We start from the raw sequence: 22035 nt of genomic DNA, 5'->3' as shown, positions 1-22035 counted from the left end.
TCGAGAAGGAACCACCCTCCCACGCCGACTGCGGGCGATCGACGACGTCAGGAGGAGAGAGCCGCACCAGCACCGCGGAGCGCAACCGGCGATCCGCGTGGGAGCGGATCGTCGTGCGCGGGACGCGACCCGCTCCTCCCGGCGCGGCCACCTGCCCGAGCCGACTGCGGCCGATCGACGACGCAGGAGGAGATCGGCTATGAGTGGAGCCGCAGCGCCGTCCAGAGCTCGGTGCGGGCGGAGACGTCGTCGAGGTCGAGGCCGAGGGCGCGCTCGACGGCGGTGATGCGGTTGCGGAGGGTGTGCCGGTGCACGCCGAGGTCGCGGGCGGCGGGCTCCCAGGCGCCGTTGCGGCGGAGCCAGACGCGAGCGCTCTCCAGCAGCACGGCTCCCTCCGGGGTCAGCAGCGGTGCGAGCATCCGGCGGGCGAGCGGTGCGGCTCCGGCGGCGGCGAGGAGCCCGATCATCCCCTCGGCGGCGACGTCCTCGAAGCGGACCACCGTCCCGTCTCCCGTCCGCTCGGCGGCGCGCCGCGCCTCCTCGAGGCCCCGGTCCAGGTCGGACCAGCCGATCGGGGCGGAGACGCCGGCGCTCGCGCCGTGCCGCTTCAGCACGGCGGTCAGCGGCTCGAGTCCGTCGGCGGCGGCCACGGCGACGAGCGAGCCGTCCCTCTCGGCGAAGAACAGGCGCGTGCCGTCCTCCTCCGCGATCACCTCCAGCTCGTCGAGGAGCGAGTCGCCGTGCACGGGCGCGCTCAGCACGACCACCCGCACGGGCTCGGCGGGCAGCGGGCTCCCCAGGCGCCGTGCGGTGCTCTCGGCGACGTCGAAGGCTCCTGCGGCCAGCAGCTCCAGCAGTCCGGAGCGCAGCTGGCGACGGGAGGAGTCGAGCGCCCGCCGCTGCTCCAGCGCGATGCTCGCCAACGCGATGACGCTCGCCACCAGGTCGCTGCCCGCCGGGTCCAGCGGCGTGCCCGTGCCCACGGCGAGCACCCCGCGCAGGTGGTCGCGGCGCCCGATCGTCTGCAGCGTCACTCCGCCGCCGTCGTCGAGCCGGAGCCCCGCTCGGCTGCCGCGGGTCAGCGCGTGCCTCGCGGCCGCGGCCACCGCCTCCTCCGCCGGCACGTCGAGCCGGGTGGGCAGATGCACCCTCTGCCCGGCCGCGTCGTAGAGGGCGACCCAGCAGTCCAGCTGCCGCTCCAGCTCGGTGAGGATCGCCGCGAGCCCGTCCGGCCGCAGCGCCGCGCGGGCGACCCGCCGCTGCGCCTCGAGCGACCACTCGAGCCGCTCGCGCTGCTCCCGCGAGATGACGTCGGCGACGAAGCGGATGATCCCCATGAACGGGGTGAGCTCGGCCACCTCCAGCAGCGGCAGGCCCTGGCGCTCGCACGCCGCGACGAGCGCGGCAGGCACCTCGTCGTGCACGATGCGGGTGGCGAAGCCGAGCGCGCGGATGCCGCGGCCGCGCAGCCGGGCGACGTACTCCTCCGAGAACTCGGCGGTGTCGTGCCCGGTGAAGTGGACGCCGTCGGTCAGCAGCAGCTGCCCCGACTCGAGCCAGGGCGTCGGATCGACGAGGTCCGAGGAGTGCGCCCAGACCAGAGGGGCGTCGAGGTCGGCCTCGTCGTGGACACCGGCGAGCACGCGGAGGCGGAAGGCCGGTTCGGCCAGCAGATCGCGGACGGTCGCGGGCATGCGCGGCTCCCTTCGACGTTCCGTCCATCGTAGGGTCCGTGGATCGACGGATCCGCACGCCCACTCCTGAGGCGGGCGCGGCACGATGGGGAGCATGACGTCCTCGACCGCCCCCACCGTCCGCGACAACGCCTCGGTCACCGCCGCAGACCGGTCCCGCGTGTTCCACTCCTGGTCGGCGCAGGGTGCGCTGAACCCGCTGCCGATCGCGGGCGGCCTCGGCGCCGAGGTCTGGGACGTCGACGGCACCCGCTACCTCGACTTCTCGAGCCAGCTCGTGAACGTCACCATCGGCTACCAGCACCCGAAGGTCGTCGCCGCGATCCAGGAGCAGGCGGGCGTCCTCACCACCGTCGGTCCCGCCTACGCGAACGAGACCCGCGCCGAGGCGGCCCGCCTGATCACCGAGCGGGCACCCGAGGGCATGGAGAAGGTGTTCTTCACCAACGGCGGCGCGGACGCGAACGAGAACGCGATCCGCATGTCGCGGCTGTTCACCGGCCGCGACAAGGTCGTCTCGCTGTACCGCTCGTACCACGGCAACACGGGAGCGGCGATCGTCTCGACGGGCGACTGGCGCCGCATCCCCAACGAGTACTCCCGCGGGCACGTGCACGCCTTCGGGCCGTACCTGTACCGCAGCGAGTTCTGGGCCGAGACGCTCGAGCAGGAGTGCGAGCGCGCCCTCCACCACCTCGAGCGCGTCGTCCAGGCGGAGGGGCCGGAGTCGATCGCCGCGTTCCTCCTCGAGACCATCCCCGGCACCGCCGGTGTGCTCACCCCGCCGCCCGGCTATCTCGCGGGGGTGCGCGAGATCGCCGACCGCTACGGCATCCAGCTGATCCTCGACGAGGTCATGGCGGGCTTCGGCCGCACGGGGGAGTGGTTCGCCTTCGACGCCTTCGACGTGCGTCCCGACCTGATCACCTTCGCCAAGGGCGTCAACTCCGGCTACGTCCCGATCGGCGGCGTCGTCATCTCGGACCCGATCGCCCACCACTTCGACGAGCGCGTCTTCCCCGGCGGTCTCACCTACTCCGGCCATCCGCTCGCCGCGGCCAGCGTCGTCGCGACGCTCGAGGCGATGGAGGAGGAAGGGATCGTCGACAACGCGCGCACCATCGGCTCGGAGCACCTGGCCCCGGGCCTGGCGGCGCTCGAGGCGAAGCACGACCTGATCGGCGAGGTCCGCGGCTCCGGAGTGTTCTGGGCGCTCGAGCTCGTGACCGACCAGGCCGCACGCACCCCGCTGCCTGCGGCCTCCGTCGCCCGCCTCAAGGCCGACCTGCTGTCCCGCGGCCTCCTGCCCTTCACCGCCGACAACCGGATCCACGTGGTCCCGCCGGCCGTCATCACCCCTGCCGAGGTCGCCCGCGGCCTCGGCATCCTCGACGACGCTCTCACCGCCTTCAGCGGCTGACTCCGCCCTGCTCGATCACCCGGGTGTGCGATCTGCAGGGGATCCTCACACGGGAGCGCTCTCCTCCGCCTGAGGGGCCGAGATGCCTCCGGATCCCCTGCACATCGCACATCCCCCCGTTCGTCCGCGCGGGGAGTGGCGCTCACGACGACGCCGCATGCAGCGCGAACGCCGTCACGAATCCCAGCACGGCGTACAGCCCGGTGAGCACGTCGTCGCGGTCGAACGCCTCGGGGATCATCGTGTTGGAGATCATGGCGAGGATCGCGCCGGCGGCGACGGTCGTCACGAAGGCCACGACCGCGCCCGGTGCGGTGGCGAAGACCAGGAAGCCGACCAGCGCCGCGGCGGCCGAGATCGCGGCGATCCCGCCCCAGACGGTGAAGACGTAGCGGGCGGAGCGGCCGTCGGCCTTCATCCCGACCGTGGAGGACAGACCCTCGGGGAGGTTCGAGATCGCGACCGCGGCGACGATGGGCACGCTGATCGCCGCTCCCGCACCGCCCTGGGCGACCGAGAGGCCGAGCACGATCGATTCGGGGACGCCGTCGATGAGCGCTCCCGCCGCGATCGCCGCGCCGCCTCCTCCGCCCGACCCCTTCGCGCTCTTGCGGTTCCCCGCGCCGGCGCGGGTGAGCAGCGCGTCGGCCCCGACGAAGACGACGGCTCCCGCGAGCGTCCCCAGGATCGTCGGGAGCAGTCCGCCGTCCTCCGCCGCCTCCTGCACGAGCTCGTAGGCGAGCGCCGAGATCAGCACCCCTGCTCCGAACGCCGAGATCGCGGCGGTGAGCTTCGGGGGCACGCGCACGAACCAGGCGAGCGCGGCGCCGATCAGGAGGGTGGCGCCGCCGATGGCGCCGCTGGCGAGGGCGAGGGTCCAGGGAGGCACGGCTCCACCCTGGCACCGGCGGCGTCCGGCGGCGGTGGGCTTGACGGGGGCGCTCCGGCGGCGGTCGATCCGCCTCCGCTCGTCCCGACAGCTGTCGCGCAGGCGTCCGGCCGCGATGCCCGGCCGATCCTCGGCGATGGAGGGCCGCTCGGGCCGGGCGTCCCCGTAAACTGCCGGAATGGCGGAGTTCAGCGCGAGTGTTTTCCAGAACGAGTTCCTCTCGGACGGCGCCACCGACGTGCACGCCATCGTCACGGTGACCGCGTCCGGCACGGGGGTCGCCGGGTCCGATGGAGCCGCGGCCGAGATCATCATCGTGGACTGCTCCGGATCGATGACCGGTGAGAACATGACGGCCGCCAAGCGCGCCGCCGCCGTGGCCGTCGACCAGATCCTCGACGGCACCTTCTTCGCCGTCGTGGCCGGATCCGAGCGCGCCGACCGCGCCTTCCCGTACCCCAACGCCACCGTCTCGATGGTGCGGATGGAGCCGGGCGCGCGCGCCGCGGCGAAGGAGGCGATCGGCTACCTCCAGGCCGACGGCGGCACCGCGATGGGCACCTGGCTGACCCTCGCCCGCCAGCTGTTCGCCACCGTGCCGGAGGCGACGCAGCGGCACGCGATCCTCCTCACCGACGGCAAGAACGAGCACGAGTCGCGGATGCAGCTGGACGCGGCGATCCGCGCGGCGTCGGGCGACTTCCAGTGCGACGTGCGCGGCGTCGGCTCCCGCTGGATCGTCGAGGAGGCGCGCACCATCGCGAGCGCCCTGCTGGGCACCGTGGGCCTGATCGCGAACCCGGCCGACATGGCCGCCGACTTCGAGTCGCTGATGCGGGCGTCGATGGGCCGGGGAGTCGCGAACGGCGAGCTCCGCGTCTGGACTCCGCAGGGCGCGCAGCTGCTCTTCGTCCGCCAGGTCGCGCCGAACCTCGAGGACCTCAGCTCCCGGCGGAACGCCGTGAACCCGCTCACCGGCGCCTACCCGACCGGCGCCTGGGGCGACGAGTCGCGGGAGTACCACGTGGCGGTCCGGGTCGCCTCGAAGCCGGTCGGCTCGGAGCAGCTCGCCGCGAGGGTGCAGCTCAGCGTGCGCGACGAGGTGGTCGCCTCCGCCCTGGTGAAGGCGCGCTGGACGGACGACTCCGCCCTGACCGCCCGCATCGATCCGGCCGTCGCCCACTACACGGGTCAGACCGAGCTCGCCTCGGCGATCCAGGACGGGCTCGCGGCCAAGGCCCGGGGGGACGAGGCGACCGCCACGGTCAAGCTCGGGCGGGCGGTGCAGCTCGCCTCCGTCACCGGGAACGACGAGGCGACCGCGAAGCTGCGGAAGGTCGTCGAGATCGACAACCCGAACGAGGGCACTGTGCGGCTCAAGCGCGGCGTCGACCGCCTCGACGAGATGGCGCTGGACACCGCATCGACCAAGACCACGCGGGTGCGCAAGTGAGCTTCCGCTGCCCCGAGGGGCACACCTCCCGGTCCGGAGACTACTGCGACGTCTGCGGGGCGCCCATCGGTGCCGCCGCGGCCCCGTCGCCCGCTCCTGCCGCGCCGACCACGGCGATCCCGACCGGCCCCTCGGTCTGCCCGCACTGCTCGTTCCCGAACGAGGCCGGCGCCCTGTTCTGCGAGAACTGCGGCTACGACTTCACGACCGGCTCCCTCCCCGAGGCGGATCCGTTCACCTCCTCCGGCGCCGTGCGCGCTCCGGGTGAGGTCGGCGGCTCCGCGACGCCGTCGGGGGACCCGGCCCAGCACCTGGGCGAGGCGCCCGCGCCGCAGGCCGATCCCGCGGCTCCGACTGAGCTGGTCCCGGAGCAGGAGGCCGGCTTCGACACCCCCGTCGCGACCGCGCCGCCCGCCGCTCCGGTGACCGAGGTGATCCCGGAGGCGGCAGCACCGGAGGCCGCAGCGCCCGGAGCGGCCCCCGGCGCCTCAGCACCGGAGGAGGAGGCCGCGTCCTCACCGGCCACCGGCTCCGCCCGGCCCGCCGCCGCCTCCGCGGACCCGGACCGCCCGTGGATCGCCGAGCTCTGGGTCGACCCGGAGTGGTACGCCGAGCAGCGCGCCGACGACCCGATGCCCTCGCCGGGCCCGCCCGCGACCGTCGTCCTCCGCGAGCGCACCCTGCTCGTCGGACGCCCGTCCGTCTCCCGCGGCATCTCGCCGCAGGTGGACTGCGGATCCGACTCCGGTGTGTCGCGCCGCCACTGCCAGCTCAGCACCGACGGCTACCGCTGGTGGGTCGAGGACCTGCAGTCGGCGAACGGCACGTACCTCGCACCGGCCGGGGCGCCGCTCCCGCAGTCGCCGATCGCCGCCGGTCAGCGCCGTGAGATCGAGGAGGGCGACCGGATCTACGTGGGCGCCTGGACCCGGATCGTGCTCCGTCCCGCGTTCCCCGGCGAGGCCTAGGGCCCCGCGCCCGGTCGGTCAGCGACCGGCGAGCGCTCCGAGCATCCACGACAGCGCCGCGATCGCGCCGACGCCGACCACGCTCGAGCCGATGATCACGGAGCGCCGGATCCGTGCCGCGCGCGAGTCCGGCGCGATCGGCACGGCTGCAGCCGAGCCCGCGGCCATCCCGCCCCGGAGGCGGTGAGCGACCTCGTCGGCGGTCGGCCGCTTCTCCGGGTCCCGCTGCGTCATCGAGGTCAGCAGCGCCCGCCACTCCGCCGGCAGGGAGTCGGGCACGGAGGGGCTGCGGTGGAGCCGCGCGATCGCCGCCTCGAGGACGGTGCCCGAGTACTCGCGGTGGCCGGTGATCGCCTCGAGGAGGACCAGGCCGAGGGAGAAGACGTCGCTCGCCCCGCTGATCGGCTCGCCCGCGACCTGCTCCGGGCTGACGAAGCTCGCGGTGCCGATCACCACGCCGTCGCTGGTGAGGCGGGAGCCGTCCATGAAGTGGGCCACGCCGAAGTCGGTGAGCTTGGCGGTGCGGGCGTAGCCGCTGGAGGCGACCTCGCTGACCAGGATGTTCGCGGGCTTCACGTCGCGGTGCACGACACCGCGCTCGTGCAGGTAGGCCAGGGCCTCCGCGAGCTGCGTGCCGATCGCCGCGACCTCCGCCGCCGGGAGGGGGCCGGCCTCGAGCCGCGCCTCCATCGTGGGGTCGGCGACGAGCTCCATCACGACGTAGCGGCGGACCTCGCCGCCGAAGTTGTGCAGCCCCGCGTCGAAGAGGTTGACGATGCCGGGGTGGGCGAAGGAGCTCAGCATCCGCACCTCGCGCTCCTGGCGGGCCACGTCCTCGGGGTTCGAGGCCTCCGCGCGGAAGACCTTCACGGCGACCTCGCGCTGGACGGTCTCGTCGCGGGCCCGGTAGACCGAGCCCATCCCGCCGGAGCCGATCCGCTCGATCAGGTAGTAGCGGCCGGCCACCTTCTGCTGGGCGGCGTTCGCGGCGACGGTACTCATGGCGATCCCGCCTTCCGCTCGAACGGTGCCCTCAGGAGCGCACGAGATGGGCGCCTGGGACGACCGTACCCCTGGGCGGCGCCGGCCGGGTCGGCGGAACGGGGGGATTGACACTCCGGGCCCCGGACGGGGGGACGAATGGCCGCTCAGCGCACCGATCCGCACCCCCCGCCGCGGAGTCAGCGGAGGCCGCTGCGCGCGAAGCCCTGCACGAAGTAGCGCTGGAACACCAGGAACAGCACCACCATCGGCACGACGTTCACCAGGGCGAACGCCATGGTCGCTCCGTAGTCGCTGCCGAACTGCCCCTGGAGGAAGAGCAGGCCGATCGGGAGCGTGAAGAGCGCGTTCTCCTTCAGGGCGATGAGCGGCCAGGCGAAGTCGTTCCAGGAGCCGAGCAGCGACATGAAGAAGAGCACGGCGATCAGCGGCTTCGAGAGGGGGAGCACGATGGCCGTGAACACGCGGAAGTGGCCGGCGCCGTCGATCCGGGCCGCCTCGATGAGATCCCGCGGGATCGCGAGAATGAACTGCCGCGCCAGGAACAGCCCGAACGCCGAGGCCGCCGTCGGCAGGATCACCGCCCAGTAGCTCCCGTAGAGCCCGAGGTCGGTGACGAGCCGGAACAGCGCCACCATGATCACCTGCACGGGCAGAGTGAGTGTCGACAGGGCCAGGAGGAAGAGCACGCCGGATCCGCGGAACCGCAGCTGCGCGAAGGCGTAGCCGCCGAGCAGGTTGATCGTCACGGTGATCAGCGCGGTGACGAGGCTGATCGCGAGGGAGTTGCCGAACCAGGTCGCCACCGGGAACGACGAGAACACGCGCTCGAAGTTCACCAGCGTCAGCTCGCGCGGCCAGAGGCGGAGGGTGCCGCCGAGCAGCTCGGACCGCGAGGAGAACGCGACGACGATCATCCAGTACAGCGGGAAGACGATGACGACCGAGACGCCGAGGGCGAGAGCGAGGCGGAGCAGGCGCGCCGTGCGCGAGGTGCGGATCATTCGACGAGGTCCCTCGAGCGGTTGGTGCGCCACTGCACCGCGGTGAAGACCATGGTCAGGATCAGCAGCACGATGCCGATGGCCGCGGCGTAGCCCTGGTCGCGGGTGACGAACCCGGTGTCGTAGGCGTAGGTCACGAGCACCGAGGTCGCGTTCTGCGGCCCGCCGCCGGTGAGCACGAAGACGATGTCGAACACCTGGAACGAGTAGATGACGTTGAGGATGAGCAGGAAGAACGACGACGGGCCGACCAGCGGCAGTGTCACGTGTCGGAACTGCTGCCACGCGTTCGCTCCGTCGAGCCGGGCCGCCTCGTAGAGCGCCGGGTTCACCCCCTGCAGCCCCGCCAGGTAGATCAGCATGTTGAAGCCGGTGCGCCACCACAGGGTGACCAGCACCACGGAGGCGAAGGCCGCCGCTCCGCCCGACTGCCAGGCGATGCGGGGGAGGCCGATGGTCTGCAGCATGCCGTCGAGCACGCCGCTGTTCTCGTCGAAGATCAGCACGCCCATCAGCGCCGTCGCCACGCCGGAGACCGCCATCGGCAGGATGAGGATGCTGCGGAACACCGGCCGCGCGGGCAGCACGGAGTTCATCAGCACCGCCGCGCCGAGGCCCAGCGCCATCGAGAGCGGGGTCACGATCAGGGTGAACAGCGCCGTGTTCAGCGTCGAGCGCCAGAAGAGGCCGTCGCCGAGCAGGCGCGCGTAGTTGTCGAGCCCGACGAAGACGCCGTCGCCGAAGCCGTTGGTCCGCTGGAAGCCGATCAGGAACGCACCGCCCAGGGGGACGAACACGAACAGGCCGAGCATCAGCAGGTTCGGCGCGAGGAACGCGTAGGCGGCCGCCGTCTCGCGGGCGGGGGCGCGAGAGGTGCGCCGGGGGCGGGCGGTCACCGCCTCCGGCGCGAGGACCGACCGGCTCACTGCGTCGCGGCAGCGATGCCGGAGGTGAGGCCGGCGATGGTGTCCTCGGTGCTGCGCCCGCCGACGAAGGCCTGCTCCAGCTGCTCCTTGAGCACCGTGATGATCGCGGCCATGTCGGGCGAGGCGACCTGCGCCGAGTCGGACGCCTGGACGGTGCCCGCCTGCCCGAGGAACACCTCGGCGAGCTCGGGGCGCACGGCGAACTCGATGCCCGACTCCGTGAGGTCGCGGCGCGTGGGGAGGAGGGAGGCTCCGGCGCAGAAGTCGCGCATCGCCTCCTCCTCCGTCACGAATGCGAGGAAGGACGCGGCCAGCTCCGGGTTCTTCGCGGCCTTGGTCGCGACGAGGGCGTTGCCGCCGAAGTCGCCGCCTCCGCGGACGTCGCGCGGCGAGTAGGTGGCACCCCACTCGAAGTCGAGGGTGGAGTCGGCGTCGGGGATGAGGAACGCGCCGGCGAAGGTCATCGCGGTGGTCTGCGAGTACCAGAGGTCGCTGGCGTAGGTGGTCGCCTGCACCGAGCTGCTCGGCGGCACGAGGCCGTCGGTGAAGAAGCTGCGGCTGAAGTCGATCGCGGCACGGCCGGCGGCGGAGTCGATCGCAGGCCCGGACAGGTCCTCGGTGAGGAAGCGGCCGTCGGCCTGGAAGAGCAGGCTGAGCCAGCGCGTGACTCCGTTGCCCTGCCAGTTGTAGGCGAAGGGGTAGCGCTCGGCGGGGAGCGAGGCGCGCAGCTTCTGCCCGACCTCGGTGAACTCCTCCCAGGTCCACGCCTCCTCGGGCGAGGTGGGGAACGAGGTGACGCCCGCGTCGGCGAGCACCTGCGTGTTGTAGAGGATCAGTGAGGTGTCGGTGTGATGGGGGACTCCGAACGGGCTGCCGTTGCTCTGGACCGCGGCCCACGCCGCCTCTGTGAAGCGGTCGGCGACGTCGGAGTCGAGGTAGGACGAGAGGTCGAGGAGCTGGTCGCGCCCGGCGTAGCTGCCGAACGTGTAGTACGGGACCCGGAAGACGTCCGGCGGATTGCCCGCCTGCAGCTGCGCGTCGATGTTGGTGAACATCTGCTCGTAGGGGACCGCGTTGAGGGTCACGGTGGCGCCGGCGTTCGCCGACTGGAACGCGTCGATCGCCCGCTGGAAGCCGGCCAGCTCGGCGTCGGTGCCCCAGGTGGTGAAGGTCAGGGTGTCGCTGCCGGCGTCGGCGGCCGGGCCGGCCGGCGCGAAGCCGCAGCCCGCGAGCACCGGGACGGAGGCGGCCACTCCGAGCGCTCCGAGGAAGCGCCGGCGGTCCAGGACCGTCCGGCGCAGTGGCGAGAGGTCGACGGCGCCCGCCGGGAGCGCCCTGCTGTTCAGGCCCATGTCGGCCTCCTTCCGGGGGCCACGGCAGGCTCCCGCAGGGAGGCTATCTCCGCGGAAGCCGCGGATTCGCTGCTGGACGGATCGGCCGTTCTATGAGAAGAGCGGCCGATCCGCGCCGGTCAGCTCCGGCGGCCGAGCATCCCCTCGAACGAGCCGTCGAGCGCCCACGGGTCGGGCGCGGAGCCCGAGCGGGAGGATCGGGCGGCCTCAGCGGCCAGCTCGCGGCCGGCGCGCTCGATGCGCGAGGGCAGCGCCCGGCCGTCCTCCGTCGCTCCGCCCCAGTCGTCCGTCGCCGCGAACACGGTGGTCGCGAGGGGCGCCGCGTGCAGGTAGGTGAAGAGCGGCCGCATCGCGTAGTCGACCGCCAGGGAGTGGCGGGGGGAGCCGCCCGTGGCCGCCAGCAGCACGGGCAGGCCGCGCAGCGCCTCCGTGTCGAGCACGTCGACGAACGACTTGAAGAGCCCGCTGTAGCTGGTCGTGAAGATCGGCGTGACGGCGATCAGTCCGTCGGCGCCGGCGACCGCGTCGAGCGCGGTCTGCAGAGCGGGGCTCGCGAAGCCGGTGAGGAGGTTGTTCGTGACGTCGTGCGCGAGGTCGCGCAGCTCCACGACGCTCCGCTCGACGGCGAAGCCCTGCTCGGCGAGAGAGGACTCGGCGGCGTCGGCCAGGCGGTCGGCGAGCAGCCGGGTCGAGGACGGCTGGCTGAGGCCGGCCGAGAGGACGGTGATCCTGCGGGTGTCCATGAAGAGCTCCTGACTAGACGGTGACGGGCTCGGCCGCGGGCTGCGCGTCGCGCGCGGCCACGAGGGAGGAGTGGGTGGGGGCGTCGGGCACGTGCGAGGGGCGGCCCCCGGCGAACCCGGCGCGCAGGGCGGGGAGGATCTCGCCGAGCATGTCCATCTGCTCCAGGACGGTCTTCAGCGGGAGTCCCGCGTGGTCCATCAGGAACAGCTGGCGCTGGTAGTCGCCGACGTACTCGCGGAAGCCGAGGGTGCGGTCGATGATCTGCTGCGGGGAGCCGACCGTGAGCGGGGTCTGCTCCGTGAAGTCCTCGAGCGAGGGGCCGTGGCCGTAGACGGGGGCGTTGTCGAAGTAGGGGCGGAACTGCGAGACGGCGTCCTGCGAGTTCTTCGCCAGGAAGATCTGCCCGCCGAGGCCCACGATCGCCTGGTCGGCGGTCCCGTGGCCGTAGTGCTCGAAGCGCTGGCGGTAGAGCTGCACCATCTTCTGGGTGTGCGAGGCGGGCCAGAAGATGTGGTTCGCGAAGAAGCCGTCGCCGTAGTAGGCGGCCTGCTCGGCGATCTGCGGGGAGCGGATCGATCCGTGCCACACGAACGGCGCGACGCCGTCGAGGGGGCGCGGAGTCGACTGGAAGCCCTGGAGGGGAGTGCGGAACTGGCCCTCCCAGTCGACGAAGTCCTCCGTCCACAGGCGGTGCAGCAGGTCGTAGTTCTCGATCGTCAGCTCGATGCCGCGGCGGATGTCCTTGCCGAACCACGGGTAGACGGGGCCGGTGTTGCCGCGGCCGAGCATCAGGTCGACGCGGCCGCCGGCGAGGTGCTGGAGCATCGCGTAGTCCTCGGCGAGCTTCACCGGGTCGTTCGTGGTGATGAGGGCCATCGCGGTGGAGAGCGTGATCCTCTCGGTCTTCGCCGCGAGGTAGCCGAGCGTGGTGGTGGGGGAGGAGGACCAGAACGGCGGGTTGTGGTGCTCGCCCAGGGCGAAGACGTCGAGGCCGATCTCCTCCGCCTTCAGCGCGATCGCGAGGGTCGCCTGGATCTTCTCGGACTCGGACGGGGTCCGTCCGGTCGTGGGGTCGGTCGTGATGTCGCTGACCGTGAAGATGCCGAACTGCATCAGGCGCTCCTTCTGTCCTCCGGCCCGGTGGGGCCTGGTCCATGCGTTTGCATGTACATCCTCATTCAACCACGCCCGGCCCACCGTATTCCCGACCGCCGTCGAGGGAACCCCTGACCGTCGAGGGAGCCCGCAGCAGCAGGATCCCTCGACGGTGCGGGGTTCCCTCGCCGCCCGAAACATCCCCGCAATACGCCCCGCACTAGAGTCGTGCCATGGGTGACCTCTTCGACGGATACGGGTCCCAGAAGGTCGAGCGGCCCGACACGGGCGCCGCCCCCTGGGACGAGATGTTCGCCGACGTGGCGTCGACCGGAGGCCCCGACGGGGTCCGCGGCGCCTACCGCGACATCTACTCCTCGCTCGCGCGGATGACCCAGGAGGAGCTGCGCGGCCGCACCGACGCTCTCGCCTCCTCCTACCTCGCGCAGGGCGTCACGTTCGACTTCGCGGGGGAGGAGCGGCCGTTCCCCCTCGACGCCGTCCCCCGGGTCATCGAGCGCGCCGAGTGGAACGAGGTGCAGACCGGCATCAAGCAGCGGGTCCGTGCTCTCGAGGCCTTCCTCGCCGACGTCTACGGCCCGCAGAACGCCGTGGCCGACGGCGTGATCCCCGCCGGGCTGATCTCGAGCTCCAGCCACTTCCACCGGCAGGCGGCGGGCATCGTCCCCGCCAACGGCGTGCGGATCCAGGTGTCCGGGATCGACCTGATCCGCGACGAGAAGGGCGGCTGGCGGGTCCTCGAGGACAACGTCCGCGTGCCCTCCGGCGTCTCCTACGTCATCTCGAACCGCCGGGTGATGGCGCAGACGCTGCCCGAGCTGTTCGTGTCGATGCGGGTGCGCCCGGTCGGCGACTATCCGAACAAGCTGCTGCAGGCCCTCCGCGCCTCCGCCCCCGAGGGCGTCGACGATCCGACCGTGGTCGTGCTCACCCCGGGCGTCTACAACTCCGCCTACTTCGAGCACACCCTCCTGGCCCGTCTCATGGGCGTCGAGCTGGTCGAGGGCCGCGACCTGTTCTGCACGGGCGGCAAGGTGTTCATGCGCACCACCTCCGGCCCGACCCGGGTCGACGTGATCTACCGCCGCGTGGACGACGAGTTCCTCGATCCGCTGCAGTTCCGTGCCGACTCGATGCTCGGCTCGCCCGGGCTGATGCTCGCGGCCCGCCTCGGGAACGTGACGATCGCCAACGCGGTCGGCAACGGCGTCGCCGACGACAAGCTCGTCTACACCTACCTGCCCGACCTCATCCGCTACTACCTCTCGGAGGAGCCGGTGATCAAGAACGTCGACACGTGGCGCCTGGAGGACCCGGGAGCCCTCGAGGAGGTGCTCGACCGCCTCGACGAGCTCGTCGTGAAGCCGGTCGACGGCTCCGGCGGCAAGGGCCTGGTCGTCGGGCCGGCCGCCTCGGCGAAGGAGCTCGCGGAGCTGCGCTCCCGCCTCCAGGCGGACCCGCGCGGGTGGATCGCGCAGCCGGTCGTGCAGCTCTCCACCATCCCCACCCTCGTCGACGACGGGATGCGCCCCCGGCACGCCGACCTGCGGCCCTTCGCCGTGAACGACGGCACCGACGTCTGGGTGCTGCCCGGCGGGCTGACCCGCGTCGCGCTCCCGGAGGGGCAGCTCGTCGTCAACTCGTCGCAGGGCGGCGGATCGAAGGACACCTGGGTGGTCGGCCTCGAGGAGGCGCGCAGCGCCGAGCCCGAGGCGCGCGACATCCAGGCGCTGGTCGCCGAGCAGGCCGCGGTCACCAGCTCCATCCCGATCGTCTACCCGCTCAACCACACGCCCGACCACTCGCCGCAGGACGCGCCGAACACCGACCAGGACCAGCAGCAGCAGCAGCAAACGCTCGCGGCGGGGGAGGACGACTGATGCTCTCCCGGATCGCCGAGTCGCTGTTCTGGATCGGCCGCTACATCGAGCGGTCCGACGGCACCGCCCGCATCCTCGACGTCCACCTCCAGCTCCTGCTCGAGGACCCGTGGATCGACGAGGACACGGCCTGCCGCTCGCTCCTGTCGGTGATGGGCTCGACCCCGCCCGACGACATGCGCGAGATCACCCGCGCCGACGTGCTGGCGATCCTCGCGATCGACCGCACGAACCCCGCCTCGATCGCCTACTCGCTCGGTGCGGCCCGCGAGAACGCACGCCGGGCTCGCGAGATCGTCTCGACCGAGCTCTGGGAGTGCCTCAACACCACGCGCACCCGGATGCCGCGCCGTGTCTCGGGCGAGCGGGTCTCGGAGTTCTTCAGCTGGGTGCGCGAGCGCTCCGCCCTCGCCGTGGGCATCATCGAGTCGGCGACCTCGCGCGACGAGGCCTGGCAGTTCTTCACGCTCGGCCGCTCGATCGAGCGCGCCGACATGACCGCCCGTCTGCTCGCCACCCGCTCGCTGACCGAGGCGAGCGGCCCCTCCTGGACCACGATCCTCCGCTCCTGCGGCGCCTACGAGGCCTACCTGCGCACCTACCGGGGCGTGCCGAGCGCGCGGAACGCGGCCGAGTTCCTCCTCCTGGACCGGCTCTTCCCGCGCTCGATCCTCTTCTCGGTCTCGCGGGCGGAGATGTGCATGCGCGACATCGAGCCGCGCACCGGTCGCATCGGCCACTCCGGCGACGCGCAGCGCGTGCTCGGGCGGATCCGCAGCGAGCTGGAGTTCCGGCCGATCACCGACATCCTCGAGGACCTTCCGCGGCACATGGACAGCGTGCAGGAGGCGACCTCGGCCGCCTCCGAGGCGATCCGCCAGCGGTACTTCCCCACCAACGTCATGCCGAGCTGGATCGGGGAGGCGCTGTGAGCAGGCTGCGCATCAGGCACACCACGGGCTTCACCTACGCGGGAGACGTGGTCGCGTCCTACAACGAGGCGCGGATGCTCCCCGCCTCCTCCGACGGGCAGCTGGTGCTGTTCTCGAACCTCGACATCCGACCGGTGACCTCGGTGCACGCCTACACCGACTACTGGGGCACCCGCGTCTCGTCCTTCGACGTGCTCGACGCGCACCGCGAGCTCTCGCTGACGGCGACCTCGCTCGTCGAGATCCGGCCGAAGCAGCACCCGGACCACCCCACCGGCTGGGAGCAGCTGTCCGACCAGGTCGAGACGCGCACCGAGTACGTGGAGCAGTCGAAGCAGACCCACCGCACCGCGCCGCCGGAGGACCTCTCGGCGCTGGCCCGCTCTCTGGCCGACGAGGCCGCCGGGCCGTGCGAGGCCGCGCTGACGATCGCCGAGACCATCGGCCGGGCGATGACCTACCGCCAGGGCGTCACGGGGGTGCACTCCACGGCGACCGAGTCGTGGACCGCGCGCGAGGGCGTCTGCCAGGACATCACCCACATCGTCCTCGGGGCGCTGCGCTCGGTGGGCATCCCGGCGCGCTACGTCTCGGGCTACCTGCACCCCAAGCCGCACGCCGAGATCGGCGAGACCGTGGTGGGGGAGTCGCACGCCTGGGTCGAGTGGTTCTGCGGAGGCGCGTGGCGCGGCTACGACCCGACCAACCTGATCGACATCGGCGACCGCCACGTCATCGTCGGCCGGGGCCGCGACTACAACGACATCGCGCCGCTGCGCGGGGTGTTCGCGGGCCCGCGCTCGTCGAAGCTCTTCGTCCGCGTCGAGATCACGCGCGAGGCCTGAGGGGCTCGGCCTCCGCGCCCCGCGTCGGGGACGACGCGTCGAGTGGACTCGTCCGCGGATCCGCCCCGGTGCGCGGACCGGCCGACGGAGCTCAGGCCCGCGGGCGCAGCAGACCGACTCCGCCGGTGGCGGGCGCGGCCTCCTGCTCGGGCGCCGCGAGCCGGGCTCTGCGGCGCAGGCGGAGGTGGAAGGCGAGGCCGATGGCGGCCGCTGTGATCCCGGAGGCGGCGCCGACCAGCATCGCCTGGCGCGGGCCGTAGGCGTTCGCGACCCAGCCGATCAGCGGGGCCCCGATCGGGGTGCCGCCGACGAAGATCGCCATGTAGAGCGCCATCACCCGGCCGCGCATTTCGGGGGCGGTCGAGAGCTGCACGTAGCCGTTGGCCGAGGTCATCAGCGTCTGCGCCGCGATGCCGACGAAGGGGAGCAGGATCGCGAACGCCCAGACGGTCGGCATGACGCCGGCCAGCGCGAGCGCGACGCCGAAGGCGGCGGAGGCACCGACGATGAGCCGGAGCCGCGGGCGGTCGCGGCGGGCCGAGAGGAGCGCCCCCAGCACCGAGCCGACGGCGATGGCGGAGGAGAGCAGGCCGAACTCGCTCGCCCCCATGTCGAACTCGACCGTCGCCATCGTCGAGGCGAAGATCGGGAAGTTGAGGCCGAACGTTCCGATCAGGAAGACGATCGCGAGCACCACGAGGATGTCCGGCCGCTTCGACACGTAGCGGAACCCCTCGAGCAGGGCGCCCGGGCCCCGGGTGGCGCGGGGTGCGCTGCGGAGCTGGTCGCGGTGCAGCGCCCGCAGCGAGAGCAGCACGGCGAGGAAGCTCGCGGCGTTGAGGAGGAAGACCCAGCCGGAGCCGACGGCGGCGATGAGCACGCCCGCGAGGGCCGGTCCGATCATCCGCGCCGAGTTGAAGGAGGCGGAGTTCAGCGAGACGGCGTTGGTGAGGTCGCGCTCCTCGACCAGCGCCGAGACGAAGGTCTGACGCACAGGGGCGTCGATGGCGGCGGCGAAGCCCAGCAGCAGGGCGAAGAGGTAGACCATCCAGAGCTGGACGACCCCGGTCACGACGATGAGCCCCAGGCCGAGCCCGAGCGCGCCCATCGCGCCCTGGGTGGCCATCAGGAGCTTGCGCCGGTCGAAGCGGTCGGCGATGAAGCCGGAGAAGGGGACCATCACGAGCTGCGGTCCGAACTGCAGCGCCATGGTCACGCCGAGCGCCGTCGCGTCGTGGTCGGTCAGGTCGTTGATCACGATCCAGTCCTGGGCCGTGCGCTGCATCCAGGTGCCGACGTTCGAGACCATCGCGCCCGCGAACCAGATGCGGTAGTTCGGCACGGCGAGGGAGCGGAACATCGCGCTCATCGGTCGGCCACCGCGCGCAGGACCGCCGCCGCGTCGTGGAGCAGGCGCAGGTCCTCGGGAGGGAGCTCCTGCAGGCGCGCGACGAGCCAGGCGTCGCGGCTGCGGCGCACATCGAGGACCAGCGCGGTGCCGGCTCCGGTGGGGCGGATGCGGGTGACGCGGCCGTCGGCGGGGTCGGCGAGGCGCTCCACGAGCCCCTCGTCGACCAGGCAGCCGACCGTGCGGGTCATGGACGGCGGGCGGACCCGCTCCGCCTCGGCCAGCTCGCCGAGGGTCTTCGCGCCCTCGCGGTGCAGGAGCGCGAGCACGCTGAACTGCGGATCGCTGAGCTCGTGCTGGGCCTTCTCCTGCCGGAGCCGCCGCCCCAGCCGGCCGACCGCTGCCCGCACCTCGCCCGCGAGGGAGGTCAGCGGAAGGTCGGTCTGCGGGGTCCTGGTCTGCGCGGTCCTGGTCTGCGGGGTCTCGGTCGGCGGCACATAGTTAGCCTAACAAAAGGACTGGCGCTCAGGCGGAGGTCCGCGCGGTCCGCACCGCCCCGATGCTCGCGGCGACCACGAGCGCGATCCCGACCGCCTCGACGGCGCTGAGGCGCTGGCCGAGCACGAGGAAGCCGGAGAGCGCGGCCGCCCCGGGGGAGAGCGACATCAGGATCGAGAACGTGGAGGAGCGCAGGCGCCGCAGCGCCAGCAGCTCCAGCGCGTAGGGCACCGCGGAGGAGAGCACCGCCACGGCGAGTCCGAGGAGCAGTACCGGCGGCACCACCAGGGCGGGTCCGGCGGAGGCGAGGCCGAACGGGAGCGAGACGATCGCGCCGGCCGCGAGAGCCAGCGCGAGCCCGTCGATCCCCTGGAACCGCCCGCCGGTGCGGCCGGCGAAGACGATGTACGCGGCCCAGAGCACCGCGGCCCCCAGCGCGAAGCCGACGCCCACCGGGTCCAGCGCCGAGAACCCGCCCTGCGACAGGGTCACCACTCCGGCCAGCGCGAGCACCGCCCAGACCAGGCTCAGCACGCTCCTCCCGGCGATCACCGAGAGCGTCAGCGGCCCGAGCACCTCGAGGGTGACGGCGGCCCCCTGCGGGATCCGGGCGATGGCCTCGTAGTAGCAGGCGTTCATCCCGCCCAGCGCGAGGCCGTAGGCGGCGACGGTGAGCCAGTCACCGCGGCTGTGACCGCGCAGCCGCGGCCGGCACACCAGGAGCAGCACGGCGGCCGAGAACACCAGCCGGAGCGTCACGGTGCCGATCGGCCCCGCGGCGGGGAAGAGCAGCACGGCGAAGGAGGCGCCGAGCTGCACGCTGGCGACCGACCCCAGCACCAGGCCGATCGAGCCCGCGCTCGCCGGGCGCCGCTCGGGGGCGGCTGCTCCGCTCAGCTGGAGCGCCGCTGCGTCTGCACGGGCGGGACGTTGTAGCCGAGCAGGCCGACGCCGGTCGCGTCCCAGCGCAGCGTGGTCAGCGAGACGTTGTCCACCACAGGGAAGGTGTGCCGGTAGGTCTCGGGGTTGATGCCGAGGTAGGCGCACAGCAGGAGGCGGATGAGCGTGCCGTGCGCGACGACGAGCACGCGGCCGTCGGGGTGCTCGCGGTGGATGCGGGCGAGCGAGGTGTTCGCGCGGGCGACGGCGTCGAGGCCGGACTCGCCGCCGGGCATCGGCTGGATGGCCGGTGCGGCGACCCACGCGTGGTACTCGTCCGGGAAGCGCTTCTCCATCTCGTCGGTGGTCAGCCCCTCGCCGCGGCCGAAGTCGACCTCGACCAGCGCCGGGTCGGGCTGCAGCTCGAGGTGGGCAGCCCGCGCGGCGGGCACGGCGGTGCGCACGGCCCGGACCAGGGTGGAGGAGTACACCGCCTCGAGGTCGGCGTCGACGGCCCAGGCGGCCAGAGTCGCCGCCTGGTCCTGGCCCCGGGGGGTCAGCGCGATGTCGGAGGAGCCCGCGAAGCGGTTCTCGGAGTGCCAGACAGTCTCTCCGTGCCGGGCGAGGATCAGGGTCGTCACCCCCTGAGCCTACCGACCGTGCGGGCCTGCGGGCCCCGCGCTCAGGCGGCGGGGACGCCGTAGTGCGCGTCGACCATCACCGGGAGGTGGTCCGAGACGCCCTGGGGCAGCGTGGAGACCCGCTCGATCCGTACCGAGTCGCTGATGGCGAAGTCGAAGTGGCCGCTGAAGTAGCGGTAGCGCGCGTAGGTCGGGGAGTCGCTCCGCGAGACCAGGTAGCCGTTCCGGGTCATCCGGCGGTCGAGTCCGCGGAAGAACCACGGGTAGTTGTAGTCGCCGACCATCAGGGAGGGGGTGTCCGGCGCGTACTCGCGCAGCCGGTTGAGCGCCTCGTCGATCTGCTTGCGGCGCAGGGCGTTGCCGGCGGACAGCGGAGCGGCGTGGAAGGAGGACACGGCGATCGAGCCGCCGTCGCGGTCGTCGAGGCGGACGGCCAGCAGGCGCTCGTGAGCGGGGGACATCACTCGGTCGTGCATGGACTTGCTGAGCTCGAACGCGGCGCTGCCGGAGAGCTCGAAACGGTCCTGCGAGTAGTAGACGGCCAGGCCCAGGCGGTTGCGGGCCGTGACGGACGCGAGCCGGAGCGAGCCCACCTCCTGCGGCAGCTTCGTGGTGTCGCACTCCTGCAGGCACAGGACGTCGATGTCGTGGCGGGCGGCGAGGGGGGCGATCTCGGCGTGCGCTCGGTGCTCCCGGAGGTTGTAGGAGATCACGCGGAGGGCGCGTTCGGTCGGCTGCATTTCGCCAGTGTAGGGCGCACCGCCCGAGCGCCGGCCGACCCTCCGGCGAACACGGAGGGACCTCCTCGGAACGCGGTCGGAACGTTCGCCGACCGGCCGGGGAGGTCCCTCGCGGAGCCGTGTCAGTGCTGCTCGGTGCCCGAGGCGCCGGTCTCGGCATCGGTGCCGTGGACGCCGTCGGTGGGGCCCCAGTCGGGCAGCGGGGGGTTCTGCTCCTCGCCGTCGGCGCCGACGCCGTCGGCCAGGGGGGAGGCCGCGCCGCCGACCTCGTCGAGGCCCGCGGAGGTGCCGGTCTCGGTGGCGGGGTCGGGCGTGCGCGCGCCGTCGGTCGTGTCGGTGGGGGTGGGCTCGATGTCGTAGTCGGAGCTGCTCATGTCCCGACGCTACGACTCCGCCGCCCGCGGGGGCACCCCCTTGCGCTCCCGCGAACGACGGAGGCCCCCCGCACCGGGAAGGTGCGAGGGGCCTCGGAAGGGGGAGTGCTCAGCGTCCGTAGGCGGAGGCGGCGGGGCAGTCGAACGGGTCGCCGCCGGCAGACAGGCCGACCTTGTTGAGGTAGCGGACGACGATCGCGTACGACTCCATCAGCGAGGTCTCGGTGTAGGGGATCTGGTGGGTGGTGCAGTACTCCTTGGCGATGACCTGCGCGCGGCGCAGCGCCGGGCGGGGCATGTTCGGGAAGAGGTGGTGCTCCACCTGGTAGTTGAGGCCGCCCATGTAGAGGTCGGTGAACCAGGTGCTGCGGATGCTGCGCGAGGTGAGGACCTGGCGGCGGAGGAAGTCGACGCGCGCCTCCTTCGGCAGCAGCGGCATGCCCTTGTGGTTCGGCGCGAACGAGGCGCCCATGTAGAGGCCGAAGACGCCCAGCTGCACGCCGACGAAGGCGAACGCCATGCCGAGGGGGAGGGCCCAGAAGACGACGGCGAGGTAGAGGCCGACGCGGGTGACGAGCATGGTGATCTCGACCCAGCGCTTGTCGACCTTGCCCTTGCCGAACACGGTGCGGAAGCCGTGCAGGTGCAGGTTGAGGCCCTCGAGCAGCAGCAACGGGAAGAACGCGTAGCCCTGGCGGCGGGTGAGCCAGGCGTAGAGGCCGCGCGAGCGGGCCGCGTCCTCGGCGGTGAAGGAGACGACGTCGCGCTCGATGTCCGGGTCCTTGCCCAGCACGTTCGGGTTCGCGTGGTGGCGGCTGTGCTTGGTCATCCACCAGGAGTAGCTGATGCCGACGAAGAGGTTCGCGAGGGTGCGCCCCGCGACGTCGTTGGCCTTGCCGGACTCGAACACCTGGCGGTGCGAGGCCTCGTGCGCGAGGAAGGCGAACTGCGTCAGCACGATGCCGAGGGCGGCGGCGAGCAGGAGCTGGAACCAGGAGTCGCCCAGCAGGACGAAGCCGGTGACGATGCCGCCGAGCGCGAGGACCAGCGCGCCGAACATCGTGTAGTAGAAGCCGGTGCGGCGGCGGAGGAGCCCCGCGTCGCGGACCGTGCTGAGGAGACCGGAGTACTCGGTCGTCGGGTTGACGCGGCCGTCGGCGCGGGGGCGGGTGCGGACGACGCGGGGGGCGCCTCCGGTGACGGACGTGGTGGTGGGGGTGCTCATCGGCGCCTCGCTCTTCGTGGTGACCGTCGGCGTCGACGGTCTCTCGGCGAGCGATCCCGACGGGGGCGGTCCGCTCATGGTTCACCGCGTCGGTAGGGGCCGGAC

The 22035-nt window shown here is 72.6% G+C and carries 21 protein-coding genes; 6 read left to right on the top strand and 15 right to left on the bottom strand.

Annotated elements, in window-relative coordinates:
* Positions 1-197: 197 nt before the first annotated feature.
* Complete coding sequence (locus tag C5C24_RS13190; RefSeq protein WP_181135533.1) at positions 198-1694, bottom strand: PucR family transcriptional regulator; 1497 nt, start codon at positions 1692-1694, stop codon at positions 198-200.
* Between the two features lie 94 nt (positions 1695-1788).
* Between C5C24_RS13190 and C5C24_RS13185 the strand changes: the two genes are divergently transcribed.
* Positions 1789-3114 carry an aspartate aminotransferase family protein gene (locus C5C24_RS13185; protein ID WP_104305177.1) on the top strand — a complete coding sequence of 442 codons (1326 nt, stop codon included), beginning with the start codon at positions 1789-1791 and terminating at the stop codon, positions 3112-3114.
* Positions 3115-3256: 142 nt separating this feature from the next.
* Here C5C24_RS13185 and C5C24_RS13180 read toward each other — a convergent pair whose 3' ends face one another.
* Positions 3257-4003: a ZIP family metal transporter gene (locus C5C24_RS13180; RefSeq protein ID WP_104305176.1), complete on the bottom strand. Its 747-nt coding sequence runs from the start codon at positions 4001-4003 to the stop codon at positions 3257-3259.
* A gap of 178 nt (positions 4004-4181) precedes the next feature.
* On the opposite strand from C5C24_RS13180, the gene C5C24_RS13175 reads away from it, so the two are divergent.
* On the top strand, positions 4182-5456 hold the full coding sequence (locus tag C5C24_RS13175; RefSeq protein WP_104238603.1) for a VWA domain-containing protein: 1275 nt from the start codon (positions 4182-4184) through the stop codon (positions 5454-5456).
* Positions 5453-6424, top strand: a complete 972-nt coding sequence (locus C5C24_RS13170) for an FHA domain-containing protein (RefSeq protein WP_104305175.1) — start codon at positions 5453-5455, stop codon at positions 6422-6424. The genes C5C24_RS13175 and C5C24_RS13170 overlap by 4 nt, the downstream gene beginning before the upstream one ends.
* Before the next feature lie 18 nt (positions 6425-6442).
* On the opposite strand, the gene C5C24_RS13165 is transcribed toward C5C24_RS13170, so the two are convergent.
* The 6 genes from C5C24_RS13165 to C5C24_RS13140 all read right to left on the bottom strand — a co-directional run bounded on the left by C5C24_RS13165 (position 6443) and on the right by C5C24_RS13140 (position 12565).
* Positions 6443-7426: a serine/threonine-protein kinase gene (locus C5C24_RS13165; RefSeq protein WP_104276884.1), complete on the bottom strand. Its 984-nt coding sequence runs from the start codon at positions 7424-7426 to the stop codon at positions 6443-6445.
* Positions 7427-7605: 179 nt separating this feature from the next.
* Positions 7606-8430, bottom strand: coding sequence for a carbohydrate ABC transporter permease (locus C5C24_RS13160; RefSeq protein ID WP_104305174.1), 825 nt, complete (start codon positions 8428-8430; stop codon positions 7606-7608).
* Entirely contained in the window at positions 8427-9326 is a 900-nt protein-coding gene (locus C5C24_RS13155; RefSeq protein WP_258065239.1) for a carbohydrate ABC transporter permease, read from the bottom strand. Before C5C24_RS13155 ends, C5C24_RS13160 begins: the two co-directional genes overlap by 4 nt.
* A 26-nt stretch (positions 9327-9352) precedes the next feature.
* The gene (locus tag C5C24_RS13150) at positions 9353-10708 is read right to left on the bottom strand and encodes a sugar ABC transporter substrate-binding protein (RefSeq protein ID WP_104305173.1); all 1356 of its coding nucleotides are present in this window, start codon (positions 10706-10708) and stop codon (positions 9353-9355) included.
* 119 nt (positions 10709-10827) lie between these two features.
* Entirely contained in the window at positions 10828-11451 is a 624-nt protein-coding gene (locus C5C24_RS13145; protein WP_104305172.1) for an FMN reductase, read from the bottom strand.
* A gap of 13 nt (positions 11452-11464) precedes the next feature.
* Positions 11465-12565: an LLM class flavin-dependent oxidoreductase gene (locus C5C24_RS13140; RefSeq protein ID WP_104305171.1), complete on the bottom strand. Its 1101-nt coding sequence runs from the start codon at positions 12563-12565 to the stop codon at positions 11465-11467.
* A 215-nt stretch (positions 12566-12780) separates the two neighbouring features.
* Between C5C24_RS13140 and C5C24_RS13135 the strand changes: the two genes are divergently transcribed.
* From C5C24_RS13135 to C5C24_RS13125, 3 genes are read left to right on the top strand one after another with little or no spacing between them, the layout of a single operon-like run.
* Positions 12781-14448 (top strand): circularly permuted type 2 ATP-grasp protein, encoded by a 1668-nt coding sequence (locus C5C24_RS13135; protein WP_104282239.1) that lies wholly within the window; start codon positions 12781-12783, stop codon positions 14446-14448.
* Positions 14448-15380: an alpha-E domain-containing protein gene (locus C5C24_RS13130; RefSeq protein WP_104276890.1), complete on the top strand. Its 933-nt coding sequence runs from the start codon at positions 14448-14450 to the stop codon at positions 15378-15380. Before C5C24_RS13135 ends, C5C24_RS13130 begins: the two co-directional genes overlap by 1 nt.
* Complete coding sequence (locus C5C24_RS13125) at positions 15377-16225, top strand: transglutaminase family protein (RefSeq protein WP_104282240.1); 849 nt, start codon at positions 15377-15379, stop codon at positions 16223-16225. Before C5C24_RS13130 ends, C5C24_RS13125 begins: the two co-directional genes overlap by 4 nt.
* 91 nt (positions 16226-16316) lie before the next feature.
* Here the strand turns inward: C5C24_RS13125 and C5C24_RS13120 are convergent, their stop codons facing one another.
* The 7 genes from C5C24_RS13120 to C5C24_RS13090 all read right to left on the bottom strand — a co-directional run bounded on the left by C5C24_RS13120 (position 16317) and on the right by C5C24_RS13090 (position 21930).
* Complete coding sequence (locus C5C24_RS13120; RefSeq protein WP_104305170.1) at positions 16317-17594, bottom strand: MFS transporter; 1278 nt, start codon at positions 17592-17594, stop codon at positions 16317-16319.
* The gene (locus C5C24_RS13115; RefSeq protein WP_258065237.1) at positions 17591-18070 is read right to left on the bottom strand and encodes a MarR family winged helix-turn-helix transcriptional regulator; all 480 of its coding nucleotides are present in this window, start codon (positions 18068-18070) and stop codon (positions 17591-17593) included. Before C5C24_RS13115 ends, C5C24_RS13120 begins: the two co-directional genes overlap by 4 nt.
* Positions 18071-18098: 28 nt before the next feature.
* Positions 18099-18911 carry a DMT family transporter gene (locus tag C5C24_RS13110; RefSeq protein WP_258065236.1) on the bottom strand — a complete coding sequence of 271 codons (813 nt, stop codon included), beginning with the start codon at positions 18909-18911 and terminating at the stop codon, positions 18099-18101.
* A gap of 53 nt (positions 18912-18964) precedes the next feature.
* A complete protein-coding gene (locus C5C24_RS13105; protein WP_104223854.1) occupies positions 18965-19591 on the bottom strand; it encodes a histidine phosphatase family protein in 627 nt (208 codons plus the stop codon).
* 41 nt (positions 19592-19632) lie between these two features.
* The gene (locus C5C24_RS13100) at positions 19633-20331 is read right to left on the bottom strand and encodes an endonuclease/exonuclease/phosphatase family protein (RefSeq protein ID WP_104223855.1); all 699 of its coding nucleotides are present in this window, start codon (positions 20329-20331) and stop codon (positions 19633-19635) included.
* A gap of 122 nt (positions 20332-20453) precedes the next feature.
* Positions 20454-20705 carry a hypothetical protein gene (locus tag C5C24_RS13095; RefSeq protein WP_104276894.1) on the bottom strand — a complete coding sequence of 84 codons (252 nt, stop codon included), beginning with the start codon at positions 20703-20705 and terminating at the stop codon, positions 20454-20456.
* A gap of 109 nt (positions 20706-20814) precedes the next feature.
* Positions 20815-21930 (bottom strand): acyl-CoA desaturase, encoded by a 1116-nt coding sequence (locus C5C24_RS13090; protein WP_104226226.1) that lies wholly within the window; start codon positions 21928-21930, stop codon positions 20815-20817.
* Between the last annotated feature and the right edge of the window lie 105 nt (positions 21931-22035).

The sequence above is a fragment of the Rathayibacter sp. AY2B3 genome, from assembly GCF_002931755.1.
In the GTDB taxonomy this organism is placed as follows: domain Bacteria; phylum Actinomycetota; class Actinomycetes; order Actinomycetales; family Microbacteriaceae; genus Rathayibacter.
The sequence above is the reverse complement of the archived record's forward strand: the minus strand, read 5'-3'. Positions and strand labels throughout refer to the sequence as shown.